A 14,571-nucleotide genomic window follows, 5' to 3' on the forward strand; every position below is an offset into this window, starting at 1 on the left:
GGCGAAGATCGGGGTGGTGGTGCGGCCCCGCGGACCGGCACCACCACCCCTGAGGAGAGTCCGTCAGCTCCCGAGGGCCGCGGCGACGACCTTCTTGGCCTCCTCCTGAACGAGGGCGAGGTGCTCGGCGCCCTTGAAGGACTCGGCGTAGATCTTGTAGACGTCCTCCGTGCCGGATGGTCGGGCCGCGAACCAGGCGCTCTCGGTGGTCACCTTGAGGCCGCCGATGGGCTGGCCGTTGCCGGGGGCCTTGACGAGGCGCGCGGTGATGGGCTCACCGGCGAGCTCGGTGGCCGTGACGTCCTCAGGGGCCAGGGCGGCGAGCTTGGCCTTCTCCTCCTTGGAGGTGGCGGCGTCGATGCGCGCGTAGGCGGAGGCGCCGAAGCGCTCGACCTGCTCGTTGTGGAGCTGGGAGGGGGACTTGCCGGTGACGGCGATGATCTCGCTGGCCAGGAGCGCCAGGATGATGCCGTCCTTGTCCGTGGACCATACGGTGCCGTCCTTGCGCAGGAAGGAGGCGCCGGCGCTCTCCTCGCCGCCGAAGCCGACCGAGCCGTTGAGCAGGCCGGGCACGAAGTGCTTGAAGCCGACGGGCACCTCGATGAGTTCGCGCCCCATCGCGGCCACGACCCGGTCGATGAGGGAGGAGGAGACGAGGGTCTTGCCGACCTTCGCGTCGGCTCGCCAGCCGGGGCGGTGCGTGAAGAGGTACTCGATGGCGACGGCCAGGTAGTGGTTCGGATTCATGAGCCCGTCGGGGGTCACGATGCCGTGGCGATCTGAGTCGGCGTCGTTCCCGGTGGCGATGTCGTAGGGGGTGGCGCCGTCGGCGTCGGGGGTCATGGCGGTGCGCAGGGAGGCCATGGCGTTGGGTGAGGAGCAGTCCATGCGGATCTTGCCGTCCCAGTCCAGCGTCATGAAGGACCAGGCGGGGTCCACATTCGGGTTGACGACCGTGAGATCAAGGCCGTAGCGCTCGCCGATGGCGCCCCAGTAGTCCACGGAGGCCCCGCCCAGCGGGTCGGCGCCGATGCGCACGCCGGCGGCGCGGATGGCCTCCATGTCGATGACGCTCTCGAGGTCGGAGACATAGGTCTCGAGGTAGTCGTGCTTGACGACGTGGGGCCCCTGGAGGGCCTCGGCGATGGGCGTGCGCGGCACGTCCCGCCAGCCGGAGGCGAGCAGCTCGTTGGCCCGGGCGGCGATCCAGCTCGTGGCGTCGGAGTCGGCGGGGCCGCCGTGCGGCGGGTTGTACTTGAAGCCGCCGTCGCGCGGCGGGTTGTGGGAGGGGGTGACGACGATGCCGTCGGCCAGGCCGGGGCCGCTGGTGCGCGGGCCGGCCTCGGTGCCGGCGCCGTTGGCCAGGAGGATGGAGTGCGAGACGGCGGGGGTGGGCGTGTAGGAGCCGCGGGCGTCGACGGCGGTGGTGACGCCCGCGCCGACGAGCACCTCGATGGCGGTGCGCCAGGCGGGCTCGGACAGGGCGTGCGTGTCGCGGCCGATGTAGAGGACACCGTCGGTGCCCTGGGAGCGGCGGTACTCGACGATCGCCGCAGTGGTGGCCACGATGTGGGCCTCGTTGAAGGCGGTGTCGAGGGAGGAGCCGCGGTGCCCGGAGGTGCCGAAGACAACCTTCTGGGCGGGGTTGGCGGGGTCGGGGACGAGGTCGTAGTAGGCGGATGTGACCTCGTCGACGTTGATGAGGTCCTCGGGCTGGGCAATTGTTCCTGCGCGTGGGTGCATAAGAGCAGTGTGTCATGCGCCACCGCTGAGGCCGAGCGTATCCGCCAAATGGACGGAGGATCCACGTCCAGCGAGATGGAATGGAGGAGGGCCGCGTGGGCCGGATCCAGCCATGGTGGGAGGGGCGCGCTGCGCCGGCTCTGCGCATCCGCCAGTGCTCAGGGACGATGCCCGCCCTGACAGTGGCCGGGCGCCGGGCCGGCGCAGCGCTCATTGCGGCCGTCTCATCTATGGTGGCTGTTGTCCAGGCAACCCCGATCGAGAATCGCAGGAAACCCATGCCCACCCGTATCGCCACCACCCAGGCCCCGGCCGCCGTCGGCCCATACTCCCAGGCCGTGAGCGCCTCCGACGCGCCCGGCTCCCTCGTGTTCATCTCCGGCCAGGTGCCGCTCGACCCCGTCACCGGTGCGCTCGTCGACGGCGGCATCACCGCCCAGGCCGAGCAGTCCCTGAAGAACATCGGCGCGATCCTCGCCGAGGCCGGCCTGGGCTACGAGCACGTCGTCAAAACTACGGTCCTGCTGGCCGACATCGCCGATTTCGCCGCCGTCAACGAGGTCTACGCCCGCCGCTTCACCGGCGAGCCCCTGCCCGCCCGGGCCGCCTTCGCCGTCGCAGCCCTCCCGCTGGGGGCGCGCGTGGAGATCGAGGCCATTGCCGTTCGCCCCTGAGGGGGCTGAGTCGCGGTCGCCCCTTGGAGCCCCTGAAACGTTGGGATTCCTGGCTTGCTAGGCTGCCGTTATGACTTCCCCGCCCCCGCGACCCTCCGGGGGTCGCGTCCCTCCCGCGCTCATCACCAACGGCGTCATCGCAGCGATCTTCTTCGCCATCCCCCTGGCCCTCATCATCATGCTGGACCTCGATCCGGAAGGCTGGTTCATCGTCGCCGTGCTGGCGGCCCTCGGCGTTCTGATCGTGGAGCACGAGATCGTCGCCCCACCGCGGCGCGGCCGCCGGATGCTCCTCAAGGCGCAGGAGTCCTACGCGCGGGCCGAGGCCGGTGCCGGGGCCGCGAGCGCCGCCGCCGCCCGCATCCCCACCGGTGATGCCCATGGCGCCCAGGTCCTCAAGCGCCTGCGCTGGTACGAGGGGAGGCGGCGCGAGACCGGCGAGGTCCTCGCGGGCCTTGGGCGGATGCGCTGGATCGACTGGCACGACCCCGCCCTGAGCGAGGCCGCCGCCAAGCTGAGCGACGACGTCTCCGGCCTGAGCGCCATCAACGACGCCGTCCGCAACGCCGCCGCCCTCCTCACCCGGGCCCCGGGCTGGGAGGACGCCTGGGAGAACGAGTGCGGGCCGTTGCGCGAGGACCTGGACATCTTCCGCGAGCTCTGCCAGGAGGTGGGCGACGAGGCCCCGGCCGCGCCCCCCATCGCCGACTCCGAGCTCGGCTGGGCCCGCGCCTGCGGCGCCCGGCTCACCGCCCTGCGCGCCCAGCTCGCCTCCGGGGCCCTGCCCCCGGGCGCCGCCCTCGACGAGCTCGATGCGATGGCGGCGGAGATCCGCGCCCGCGCCGACGCCCTGGCCCGCCGCGCCCTCGCCGCCGAGGCCCCGCCCGGAGAGGAGGCGGGGCTCGCGCACTACCGCGAGTACATCGGCACCTGGAAGCTTCCCGATGATGATGACCGCTACGCGTACTCCGGAACCTGGCAGGACGACGACGAGACCGGTGCCAGCCCGGCCGCCGGCGAGAACGGGGAGCGGGCGGCGGTCTCCTACAATCCCGCAGCGACCATTCGCCTTCACGACTACTCCCCGGGCATTCGGGTCGCGGGCATCCGCTGGCGGGGCCTGGCGACGGCGTCGCAGTACTCCAGCCCGATCGAGCGCATCCTGGACGTGTACCTTCAATCGAGGAGCACGGGTAAGGAGTAGCTGCCGTAGCTGCCGGGGAGCCGCACCATGGGTCGAGCCGCGCGGCCGCGCCGTCGCCGCCCCCGACGGCGCCCGGGCCTGCGGGCAACCGCACGGGCTCCCGGTAGTCTTGCCCCCATGTCGAAGAAGAAGCGCCAGCGCCGTCAGTCCGACGCCGCCAAGGCCCCCAAGAAGCAGCAGGTACCCTTCGTCGCCCGCCCCTTCGAGGGCCTGGCGGACGAGGAGGACCTCGTCGCCATGATGCAGCTCATCCCGGCCGCCACCCTCACCGCCCGCCTCACCGAGGAGCACGGCGGCACCGAGATCACCTTCGTGAGCCTCCTGCCCGAGCTCGCCCAGGGCCTCAAGCGCGCCGACGGCGCGGTCCTCATCGCCCTGCAGACCTCCCTCCACTCCGGGGATGCCTCCCGCGACGTCGCCGCCGCCCTCCAGACCACCCTCGGCCTCGAGCCGGGCACGGGTCTGACCGCGAACGCCCTGCCCGAGCCCGGCCTGCGCCTGCAGGACATGCTCGACCCCTCCTTCGCATCCGAGTTCACCGTCCACGAGTCCTTCGGCTTCTGGCTCACCGACGAGCAGCGCGAGGACCCGGACACGGTGCGCGTCATCGAGGAGGCCAAGGACGACATCGCGCCCACCGAGCCCGTGCCGGGGGTGCCGCACGCCTACTGGTGCCGCATGAACGGCAAGGAGTTCGTGCGCTGGGTGCGCGGGGAGGATGAGGACGCGTTCTTCAACGCTTTCGCCCGCGTCCATGCCTCCCGCCAGTCCGACCTCGCCGAGGGCGTCCGCTTCATCGGCGCCTTCCGCGCCTGCGGCCTGGCGATCCCCGTGTGGGAGCTCCTCCCCGGCACGACGGCGGCCGACCTCACCGAGCCCATGCGGGCCATGGCCGAGCGCCTCGACGCCGCGCTCGCGGACGACTCGCCGCTCGACGCCGACGCCCGCCGCGCCAAGGCCGGCATCATCTCTCGCCAGGTGAACCTCTGACCCGCTGACCGGTGCCTCCAGCACTGAGAGGCGCCGTCCGCCCCGACGGGTGCGCTCAGCGCCAAGAGGTGCGGGGACACGCACCCCTCGGCGCCGGCGGCACCTGTCAGGGCGGGGCCCGCATCGGGCCGCCGCCTATTCGCCGTCGGCGGTCTCCTCGGGGAGCACCCAGGCGCGGGAGGCCTCGATACCGATCATGACGTCGTCGCCCTCGGCGTGGACGGAGGCGGGCTCAGGATCGGATTCCACGCACAGGATCGTGCCGGCCTCCGTCTCAACCTCGTACTCGACGTGATCGCCGTAGAACACGGAGGACAGCACCCGGCCGTGCGCGCCGACGAGCTCGCTGCCGCCTGCGCCGCCCGCGCCCTCACCCGTGCTCGGGCTCAGGCGCACCGACTCGGGCCGCACGATCACCGTGGCGCCGCTGCCGGAGGAGACCCCCTCGTGGCAGGGCGCCTGGATGGTCGCGCCGAGCACCCGCGCCGAGCAGCGCCCGCCATCGACGTCCCGGGCGGTGGCCGCCAGGAAGTTGGCCCGGCCGATGAAGTCGGCGACGAACACGCTGGCCGGCCTCCGGTAGATCTCCTCGGGAGTGGCCACCTGCTCGATCCGGCCGGCGTTCATCACCACGATCCGATCCGACATCGTCATGGCCTCGGCCTGGTCGTGCGTGACATAGATCGAGGTGATGCCCATGCGCTGCTGGAGGCGGCGGATCTCCAGGCGCATCCGCACGCGCAGCTTCGCATCCAGGTTGGACAGCGGCTCGTCGAAGAGCAGCACCTTGGGGCGCGTGACCATAGCGCGGGCCAGGGCCACGCGCTGCTGCTGCCCGCCGGAGAGCTCATTCGGCGCGCGATCCGCCAGGGAGTTCAGGTTCATTGAGGTCAGCGCCACCTCCACCTGCTCACGGATCTCCTCGGGCCCGGTACGGCGCAGCTTGAGCCCGTAGGCGATGTTCTCGCGCACGCTCAGGTGGGGGAACAGGGCGTAGGACTGGAAGACCATGGACATGGGACGCTTGTTGGGCGGCAGGGACACCATATTCCGGCCATCGAGGACCACCCGGCCGGAGGTGGCGTCCTCGAATCCGGCGATCATGCGCAGCGTCGTCGTCTTGCCGCAGCCCGAGGGCCCCAGGAGGGTGACGAACTCGCCGGGGGCGATGTCGAGGCTGACGCCGTGGACGGCGTGGACATCCTTGCCCCGGTTGGAGAAGACCTTGACGACATCGCGCAGCTCAAGGCGGCCGGTGGCGGTCGGGCCCGCCTCGGGGCCGGGCGCGGTGGGTGCGGACGGTGCGGGCATGGGGAGCCTCCTTGGCTCGGTGTGCTCGTAGGGGATTCGGGTGCTGGTACTCGGTCAGTGGGCAGGTCAGGTCCGGTCAGGGCTGGATGAGCGCCGACGGCGCCGGTGGGCGGTTCTAGCCGGCGTCGCTGCGGGCGCGGCCGGCGCGGCCCCGCATGAGGAGGTTGAGGCCGCCGATGACGGTCATGACGATGACGATGAGGATCGTGCAGAAGGCGAAGGCGTTGCCGAAGCGTCCGGCGTCGACCTCCGCGAGGATCTGGGAGGTCATGATCTTCGTGTGCGGCGTCGTGATGAAGATGATCGGGGACAGTGTCGTCATCGAGCGCGCGAAGGCGTAGACCAGGCCAGTGAGGAACGCCGGCCGGATGAGCGGCAGGGTGATGCGCCGGAAGGTCTGCGCCCCCGAGGCGCCCAGAGATGTCGAGGCCTCGTCGATCGCCTTGTCGATCTGGTGGAGGGAGGCGATGCCGGAGCGCTGGCCCGCGGGCATGGATCGCGCCGTGTACACCATGACGATCGCCAGGACACCGCCCATGACGGCCCCGCCCCCGGCCAGCGGCGGGATGATGTTGGCGCCGAGCATCGCCACCGGCTTGTTGAAGGTGACGAGGTAGCCGATGCCGATGACCGTGCCCGGAACGGCCAGTCCCAGCATCCCGAGGAAGTCGACGATCCCGGCGCCGCGCCTCATGCGCACGACGACCAGCCAGGCCACCAGCATCCCCAGCAGGCCCGCCACCGGGGTGGCCAGGAGCGCGAGGACCGTGGTGCCGACGATGGCGGCATTGCCGATGCCCGAGAGCACGTAGTCGAAGTGCCGCATGGTGAAGGCGTTGTTGACCCCCAGGATCTCCACGAGGCCTCCGACGACGACCGCGGCGTAGACGGCCACCACGAGCGCCAGGATCACCCCGCTCACCGCCAGCAGCGGCACGCGGGACGCTCCGCGCAGGAGCTTGAAGGAGCCGGCCGGCTTGCCGGTCACCGTGACCGTGGAGGCGCGCCCGGACCAGTACCGCTGCGCGAGGAAGACGAGCAGCGAGGGCACGAGCAGCACGAGGGAGTAGGCGGCGCCCGCGGCGGTGTTGTACTCGCCGGTGATGGCGATGTAGGCCCGCGAGGCCAGAACCGTGAAATCCCCGCCGATGACCAGGGGGTTGGCCAGGTCCGCGATCGCCTCGGTGAACAGCAGGAGGAAGGAGGCGCCCAGGCCCGGCACGAGCATCGGCAGGGTGACCGTGTGGAACACCGTCCAGCGCGAGGCGCCGAGGGAGGCGGCCGCCTCCTCCATGGCCGGGTCGAGGCTGCGCAGCATCCCCACCAGGTTCATGTAGGCCACCGGGAAGAAGGACAGCACGAGCACGAGCGTCAGGCCGCGCAGGCCGTAGATGTTCCAGTTCTGGCCGAGCATCTGGGTGGAGATGATGCCGTTGCGCCCGAACAGGGTGATGGCCGCCGTCGCCACCGCGAAGGGCGGGGAGACCACGGGCAGCAGGCAGATGAGGTGGAAGAGCCGTTTACCGCGGAAGCGCACCCGCACCTGTACATAGGCCAGGAGGAAGCCCACGAGTGTCCCGATGGCGCCTACGACGACTCCCAGCAGGAGCGTGTTGAGCACCGTGGTGCGATTCGTCGACGAGCTGATGATGCTGCGCAGGACGGCCATGCCCTTGCCGGACACGGCCTCGCCGAGGACGCGGGTCAGCGGTAGGAGGACCAGGGCGATGAGGGCGGCCAGGACGACGACGAGGATCGCGATCGACACCGGGTCCCGCTTGACGCGGGTGCGGGACCGACGCCCCGCCGGTGCCTGGCCGCGGGAGGCAGGGGCGACGGGGCCAGCGGGAGCGGTGCCCCCGGAGGAGGGGAGGGGGAAGGCAGTCATGGTGATGTCCTTACGCAGACGCCGACCGCGCCGTCACTGCTTGGGGGCGGCGGCGATCTCCTCGTCGAAGCGGGCGGTGAGCTCCGACTTCGCCTTGGCGGCCGCTGCGAAGTCGTAGTCGACCAGGGCGAGGGTGGACAGATCGACGCTCTTATCGCTCGGGGTGGCCTCCGGGTTGGTCAGCGCCTGGTAGGAGCCCACGGTCCGCCCGACGTTCTGCGCCTTGGCGGAGATGGCCCAGTCGATGTACTTCTGCGCCGAACTCTTGTGCTCCGAGCCCGCCACCAGGGCGATACCGCCGACCTCATAGCCCGTGCCCTCCTTGGGGAAGGAGACGACGAGGTCGCTCATGCCCTCCTCCTGGTACTTCACGCAGTCGTGGGAGAAGACCAGCCCGACGGCGACCTCCCCGCGCCCGGCGATCTGCCCGGGGGCGGTTCCCGACTTGGAGTACTGGAGGACGTTGTTGTGCATCTTCTTCATATAGTCCAGGCCGGCGTCCTCGCCGCCCAGGCGGGTGACCTGCGTCCACAGGGTGGTGAACGCGGTGCCGGAGGTCGAGGGGTGGGCGGTGGAGACCTGGCCTTTGAGGGCGGGGTCGAGGAGGTCGCCCCAGGAGTCGGGGACCTCCACCCCGAGCTTGTCGAGTTGGGCCTTGTTGGAGCAGAAGCCGAGCGCGCCGATGTACACGCCGGTCCAGTTGCCGTCGGCGTCCTTGTACTGGGCGGGGATCTTCTCGGCCTCGGGTGACGCGTAGGCCTCGATGAGCCCCTGGTTGGCGGCCTCCCCGTAGCCGTCGACGGGGCCGCCGTGCCATACGTCGAACTCGGGGCTGTCCTTGGCCGAGGCCAGACGGGCCACCGTCTCACCGGAAGACAGGCGCACATAGGTGGACTGGATGCCGGTGTCGGCGGTGAAGGCACTGGTCCAGGCCTGGCACAGGTCCTCCATGGCGCCGCAGGCGATGGTGATGGGGCCATCCCCGTCGCCGCCGGAGGATGAGCCGGTGGTGCCCGTGCATCCGGCGAGGCTGAGGCTCGCGGTCAGCAGAGCAGCGGCGGTGGTGCGGCGGAGAGGGGAGCGCATGGGGGTGCCTTTCTGTCGTCAGCGGCGCCTCATTGCGCCGATCGGATCCATCGTGTTCCGTGGGCGTGGTCATGATCCATGCCTCGACGGTCACGGATCGTGACAGTGCTGTTATGCGTGCCGCCATGCTTCACGCGTCGTCGAGCCGAGGCATGAGGTAGCCGCGCCCGCGCGCGGAGATGACGATCTGCGGGCCGATGCCCCGGGCCTGGAGGTGACGGCGCAGGCGGTAGACGGTGGTGCGCACCATCTCCCTGCCCCCGGAGTCGTCGCTCGTGCCCCAGACCTCGCCGAGCAACTCCTGCCAGGTGACGACCGTGTCATGGCGGCGGGCCAGCGCCGCCAGCAGTCTGGCCTCGGTATCCGGCAGCGGGATCGAGCGCCCCGCCCAGGAGACCCGCCCGGTGAGCGTGGAGACCCGCAGGGGCCCGTTCTCGATCGCCTCCGGGCCCGCCCCGGTGCGCCGGGTGACCGCGCGGGCCCGGAGGGCGAGCTCCCGGGGCGAGAAGGGCTTGGCCACGTAGTCATCGGCTCCGGCCTCGAGTCCGGCGATCCGGTCGAGCTCGTCGCCCAGCGCCGTCAGGAGGATGACGGGCGCTCCGATCCCCGCTGCCCGGATGCGGCGGCACAGGTCCACGCCGTTGGCGCCGGGGAGCATGACGTCGAGGATGACGAGGTCGATGGCCTGACCGGACAGGATCGTCCAGGCCTCCTCGGCGCTGGAGGCGCTCAGGCAGCTGAAGCCCTGGGTCTCGAGTGCGAAGGTGATGATGTAGACCATCTGCGGCTCGTCGTCGACGACGAGCGCGGACAGCGATGGCGGGGTTGGGGGCGCGATCACGACGGTTGGCCCTCCTTCGGTGGTGTGCCGCGGCGCAGGGGGAGCGAGAGGTAGACGGCGGTGCCCTTGGCCATGATCGTGTCGATGAGGACGCTGCCCGCGTGCGCCTCCATGATGCGCTGCGTGACGAGCATGCCCAGGCCCGCGCCCCGGCTCGCCGGGGCCGCCAGGGGGTTGGTTGTTGCGTACGGCTCGAAGGCCTGGCTGCGCTCGTGGGGGGTCATGCCCGGGCCGTCGTCCATGACGGTGATGAGTGCGTCCTCGGCCTCGGCGCTGACGCGCACCGTCACGGCGCTGCCTTCGGGGGAGTGGCGCAGGGCGTTGGTGACTGTGTTGGCGATGGCTTGGCGCAGGAGGCGGTGGTCGGCGTGCGCGCGGATGGGGCGGCCCCGCTCCTCCAGTCGGATCGGATTGCTCGCCGTGCGGCGCATCTCCTGGATGAGCTCGCGCACGAGGCCGCGCAGTTCCACGTGCGCCAGCCGCAGGGAGAACAGCTCGTGGCCCAGGCGGGCCTCGGTGAGGAAGTCCTCGGCCATCTGCTGGGCCTGGCGGGCGTTGTCCTGGATTGTGTGGACGAAGCGCCGCTGCACCTCGTTGAGCTCCCCGGGGGTTTCCTCGGCGAGGAGCTCGGCGGAGGCGCCTATGAGGGCTAGCGGCGTGCGGATCTCGTGCGCCAGGACGTCGCGCGGGGTCGCTCGGTCCTGGGCAGTGGCGCGCAGGCGCGCGTTGTCCAGGCGCACCAGGCGCAGGAGGTGGCGCTGCCGGGCGGCGATGCCGCAGGCCGCGGCAAGGACGAGGCACAGGGCGGCCAGAAGCGCGGGGGTCCAGGCGCTGGGCATGGGGTCATTGTGCCGCCTCGCCCGGGAGCACCCGCGCCGAGGGGCGCGTCCTGCGCCGAGAGGTGCCAAGAACACCGACCGGTGCGCTCTGCCCGCTCCTCTCGGTGCCGGCGGCACCCGTCAGGGGAGCGCATCCGGTCAGGGCAGAGCGCATCCGTCGGCGCGCGCGGGCCGGGAGTAAGGGGGCGGTGGAGCTGGGTGCGGTGCGGATGCGGGCGAGCTGGTCGGGGTTGGGCGTGATTCCTCCTCGCAGGGGATCGGGTCGGATACGTGACATCTCATCCGAGAATCGTTATCATTAATGTGTCGGCTCCAGTGGTGCGGAGCTCCAGGTGGCCGCCGCCGGAAGGCTCGCAAGCCCCGGCGGCGGCCACCTACCCTCCCGCGAGACCGGTCGAAAACAGCAACGAGACCGGTCGGAGCCGCCCGTCGCCCCCGCCGCGCCACTGCCCTGTGCTGATGCCGACGGCGCCCGGCCGCCCTGAGCTCCGGTCCTGGAGGGGCAATGCCCGTAACCGACGGCGCTGTCGGCGGGTGCTCACGCGACACGCGGGCGGCCCGCTGAGAAGAGATGGGGGGAGGACGGGGAGCCCGTCGCCGTTGACGGGACCCTGCGTCCAGGCTTCCACGCTCCGGCGGCGGTTTCCACCGCCCGCGGAAGCCACCTAGGCGAATGCATGGAATCCGCAAGCTTTCAGCAACAGAGCCGCTGCCCGTTGCCGAGCTGAGACCCGAGGAGGTGGTCGTCTGATCCCACACGGGAGCCCCGATCATGACTAGGCTTGCCCCGTGAGTTCGTCCTCCGCACCACGAGCCGATCAACGAGTCGCCGTGGTCATCCCCGCCAAGGACGAGGCCGACCGTATTGCGGCCACGGTCCGCGCCTGTCGCGCCATCCCGCGAGTCGACCTCGTCGTCGTCGTCGATGATGGATCCAGCGACTCCACTCAGAGCGCGGCGCGGTGCGCCGGCGCCGTCACCGTCCGTCACTCGGTGAGCCGGGGCAAGGCCTCCGCCATGGAGACCGGCGCGGGCGTCGTCGCCATGCGCGACTACGAGGACGGCCCCACCCGCCTCCTGCTCTTCCTCGACGGCGACCTCGGGGACTCCGCTGCCGCCTGCGCCGACCTGGTTCCACCGGTCCTCGACGGCGCAGCGGACATGTCCATCGCCGTCCTGCCCAAGCCGGCGGGCGCCGGCGGGCGGGGCCGCGTCGTGCGCGCCGCTCGCCGCGCCATCGCCGCCACCACCGGCTGGGCGCCGATCGCCCCTCTGTCCGGCCAGCGCTGCCTGACCCGGGCCGCCTACGACGCCGCCCAGCCCTTCGCCGAGGGCTGGGGCGTGGAGGTCGGCATGACCATCGACGTGCTCGTCGCGGGCCTGACCGTCATCGAGGTCCCCTGCGACATCCAGCACCGCGCCTCCGGGAATGACATGGCGGGCAAGCTGCACCGCGCCGCCCAGTACCGCGCCGTCATCCACGCCATCGCCCGGCGCAAGCTCCGCGGCCAGCGCGTGCCGATTCATGCGCGGGACGAGGGCGCGATCCGCGCGCAGGCGCCCTTCATGGCGTTCCGGGCCGTCAAGCCCGCCACCGATGACTCGCCGGCGGATGGGGCAGTCGATGAGCAGGGCGCCGGCGGCCAGGCGCCCGCCGAGGCGCGCCCCGCCTCCCGGGATTGAAGGGCCCGAGACACCCGTCGGGTGCGGGCCGGGCGCATCGCGAAGGCCCCGGGCTATCGCTCAGGCCGCTGCCCCGGGGACTCCGCCAGCAGCCCCCGAAGGATGAGGGGCGCCGCCGCCGCCGCTGAGATCACGGCCATGGACAGCCCCGAGTCGTTGAGCAGCGTTTCGACGACGACGAGCACCCCCAGCCCCACCAGTGATGCTCCGACCCAGCGCGGAGCGGCGGAACCCGTGACGAGCCACTGGTAGGCGGACTGCCCCTCGCGCCACGCCCGGTGCTCCCGGGCCCCCCACCAGGCCGCGCCGACGACGGCGACCAGCCCGGCCATCAGCGTCGCCAGGGCGAGTGCGTTGCTGAGGAAAGGGGCGATGAGCGCCCCGGCCTTGCGCCCCAGCGTGCCCCATGCCGAGCCGTCGGCGAGGCCCGCCGCGAAGCGCCCCAGGTGGGTGCGCCGATCAGCCGGGCGCACGAGGTCGAGGGCCGCCAGGATCGCCCCGACCACCAGCATGCCCGCGCCGGCGCCCAGGCCGGCGCGCAGTCGGCCGCGTCGGTCCAGCCGTGGAGCGGCGAGGGCGACGGCCAGCACCACGAGCACGGGCGCGAGCGTGAGCGCTCCTCCGAGGTCGGCGCCGAGCCAGGGAGCGCCGTCAAGCGCGAGGGCCCCACCGCCCATGAGCGCCACCAGCCCCAGGGCCCAGCCGCGGCCGGGGGGCGCGAGGACTCGGAGCGCGGCGATTGCGATGACGAGCGCGGCGGAGGCGATCGCGAACCCGGTGTTGGACATGCCGTAGAAGCGGCCCGCGACGACGGCGTCCATGCCCAGGGTCCCGTTGAAGGCCAGCGGCGCCCCGAGGGCGGCGTCGAGCAGCCAAGCCAGCGACGTGAGCCCCGCGACGAGCGCCACGGGATGCCCCACGGCCCGGGCGATGAGGGCGACGAGGGCGACGAGGGCGACGCCGATGACCAGGATCGAGGCGACGGCAGCGGCCACGGCGGCCGATGAGGGCTCGCCCGCCGACGCCCCGGCGCGCCACCAGGGAATGGCTCCGGACAAGAGCGCGGCGAGCGGCAGGCACGAGGTCGTCAGCGCGGCTCCGCGCAGAGCGATCAGTGCGCGCGGCGGGCGCGCGCGCCGCAGGGCGAGGGCTGCCGTGAGCGCGAGCATCCCGGAGGCGGCGATGAGGAGCAGAGCGGACGGGATCGTGGTCAGGTGGGAGGCGCGGGCGCGCAGGGCGTCGTCGGCGAGCGCCTCCACGGCGCTGGGGTCCGCGGAATCGGTAGCCCCCGGCTCCGCGCTCGCGGCCGAGGGAGGGGAATCGGGCAGGGCGAGGGCGCTGCCGGTCATCCGCGCGGAGGCGCCGCCCGGGTGGGGGCTCCCGGTGAGCGCGGCGAGGATCGTGGGGGCGAGGTCGGTGAGTTGGATGAGTCCTGCCTGGTGGGTGGACTCGCCGACGAGCAGCCCGCCGTCACGGCCCCGCGGGGAGGTGGTGCCCGCGGGCAGGATGCCGATCTGCGGGCTGGGACCCTCGGCGTCGGCAACGGAGACGATGACGACCCTCGCCTGCGGCATCGCGGCCAGGACCGCCTCGTGGGCCCGCGCCAGGGTCGTCACCCGCTGCTCGGCGGTGGCGGCCCCGGCGGCGGTGTCGACGAGGGCCAGCCCGCTGGGGCTGGAGGCCAGGAGGTCCTCGAGGCTGTCGCCGGTCGTTGCGGCCCCGCCCTCGGCGGCCAGTGCGAGGGAGGCGGTATCCCCGATGGCGGTGGCGGGCACGCCGGCCTCCGCCAGGGCAATGGCCAGCGCCCCGGGGCGGGCCTCGTAGCCGGAGTCTCTGGAGGTGGCCAGGGCGGATGCCGCGTCAGGGGCGTCCAGGCAGGCGGGGGTGGTCGGGGCGGATGCGGCGCCGGGGGGCAGGGCGCGGGCGCGGGACCCGGCGCCGAGGGTCATCCAGCCGTCGGCCGGGCAGGTGGCCGGGTTCGCCGAGCGCACGACGACATTGACGGGCTCGCCGCTGCTCGCGGCGTCGAGGAGGGAGCCGGCATCGCCGGCGGCGGGGGAAGAGGAGCCCGCGATCTCGCGAAGGCCTCCCCAGCTCAGATCGCGGGTCCCCAGTACCACGATGGGGGCGGGCGCAGCGGTTCCCCCGTCCTGCCGGGCGGCGGGGGGCGCCGTCGCCGGGGCCTGGGCGAAGGCGGTGGTGGCCATGCCGACCATCGTCAGGATCATCCCGAGGATGGTGAGCAGGATGATGCCGTAGACCACTGCGCGCGCGAAGCGCTGCTGGGGGTTCCGCCGTCGTCTGCTCACTCG

Annotated in this window: 11 protein-coding genes; 4 read left to right on the plus strand and 7 right to left on the minus strand. The window is 72.3% G+C overall.

Annotated elements, in window-relative coordinates; all coding sequences use genetic code 11:
* Positions 1 to 63: 63 nt before the first annotated feature.
* The gene (gene pgm / locus B6G06_RS00175; protein WP_081170349.1) at positions 64 to 1,743 is read right to left on the minus strand and encodes a phosphoglucomutase (alpha-D-glucose-1,6-bisphosphate-dependent); all 1,680 of its coding nucleotides are present in this window, start codon (positions 1,741 to 1,743) and stop codon (positions 64 to 66) included.
* Positions 1,744 to 2,021: 278 nt separating this feature from the next.
* On the opposite strand from pgm, the gene B6G06_RS00180 reads away from it, so the two are divergent.
* The 3 genes from B6G06_RS00180 to B6G06_RS00190 all read left to right on the plus strand — a co-directional run bounded on the left by B6G06_RS00180 (position 2,022) and on the right by B6G06_RS00190 (position 4,611).
* A complete protein-coding gene (locus tag B6G06_RS00180; RefSeq protein WP_080462335.1) occupies positions 2,022 to 2,417 on the plus strand; it encodes a Rid family detoxifying hydrolase in 396 nt (131 codons plus the stop codon).
* A gap of 70 nt (positions 2,418 to 2,487) precedes the next feature.
* Positions 2,488 to 3,621 carry a DUF5129 domain-containing protein gene (locus tag B6G06_RS00185; protein WP_081170351.1) on the plus strand — a complete coding sequence of 378 codons (1,134 nt, stop codon included), beginning with the start codon at positions 2,488 to 2,490 and terminating at the stop codon, positions 3,619 to 3,621.
* Between the two features lie 117 nt (positions 3,622 to 3,738).
* Entirely contained in the window at positions 3,739 to 4,611 is an 873-nt protein-coding gene (locus tag B6G06_RS00190; RefSeq protein ID WP_080462337.1) for a DUF5926 family protein, read from the plus strand.
* A 135-nt stretch (positions 4,612 to 4,746) separates the two neighbouring features.
* On the opposite strand, the gene B6G06_RS00195 is transcribed toward B6G06_RS00190, so the two are convergent.
* From B6G06_RS00195 to B6G06_RS00215, 5 genes are all read right to left on the minus strand, one after another.
* Complete coding sequence (locus B6G06_RS00195) at positions 4,747 to 5,922, minus strand: ABC transporter ATP-binding protein (RefSeq protein WP_080462338.1); 1,176 nt, start codon at positions 5,920 to 5,922, stop codon at positions 4,747 to 4,749.
* Positions 5,923 to 6,037: 115 nt separating this feature from the next.
* Positions 6,038 to 7,810: an ABC transporter permease gene (locus B6G06_RS00200; protein ID WP_080462339.1), complete on the minus strand. Its 1,773-nt coding sequence runs from the start codon at positions 7,808 to 7,810 to the stop codon at positions 6,038 to 6,040.
* A gap of 33 nt (positions 7,811 to 7,843) precedes the next feature.
* A complete protein-coding gene (locus tag B6G06_RS00205; protein WP_081170353.1) occupies positions 7,844 to 8,896 on the minus strand; it encodes an ABC transporter substrate-binding protein in 1,053 nt (350 codons plus the stop codon).
* Between the two features lie 130 nt (positions 8,897 to 9,026).
* Positions 9,027 to 9,737 (minus strand): response regulator transcription factor, encoded by a 711-nt coding sequence (locus B6G06_RS00210; RefSeq protein ID WP_081170356.1) that lies wholly within the window; start codon positions 9,735 to 9,737, stop codon positions 9,027 to 9,029.
* A complete protein-coding gene (locus B6G06_RS00215) occupies positions 9,734 to 10,576 on the minus strand; it encodes a sensor histidine kinase (RefSeq protein WP_081170358.1) in 843 nt (280 codons plus the stop codon). The genes B6G06_RS00210 and B6G06_RS00215 overlap by 4 nt, the downstream gene beginning before the upstream one ends.
* 789 nt (positions 10,577 to 11,365) lie before the next feature.
* On the opposite strand from B6G06_RS00215, the gene B6G06_RS00220 reads away from it, so the two are divergent.
* Positions 11,366 to 12,259 (plus strand): glycosyltransferase, encoded by an 894-nt coding sequence (locus tag B6G06_RS00220; RefSeq protein WP_081170360.1) that lies wholly within the window; start codon positions 11,366 to 11,368, stop codon positions 12,257 to 12,259.
* A 53-nt stretch (positions 12,260 to 12,312) separates the two neighbouring features.
* Here B6G06_RS00220 and B6G06_RS10585 read toward each other — a convergent pair whose 3' ends face one another.
* Complete coding sequence (locus B6G06_RS10585; protein ID WP_125898859.1) at positions 12,313 to 14,568, minus strand: hypothetical protein; 2,256 nt, start codon at positions 14,566 to 14,568, stop codon at positions 12,313 to 12,315.
* Between the last annotated feature and the right edge of the window lie 3 nt (positions 14,569 to 14,571).

The organism is Actinomyces gaoshouyii (assembly GCF_002076915.1).
Classification (GTDB): Bacteria; Actinomycetota; Actinomycetes; order Actinomycetales; family Actinomycetaceae; genus Actinomyces; species Actinomyces gaoshouyii.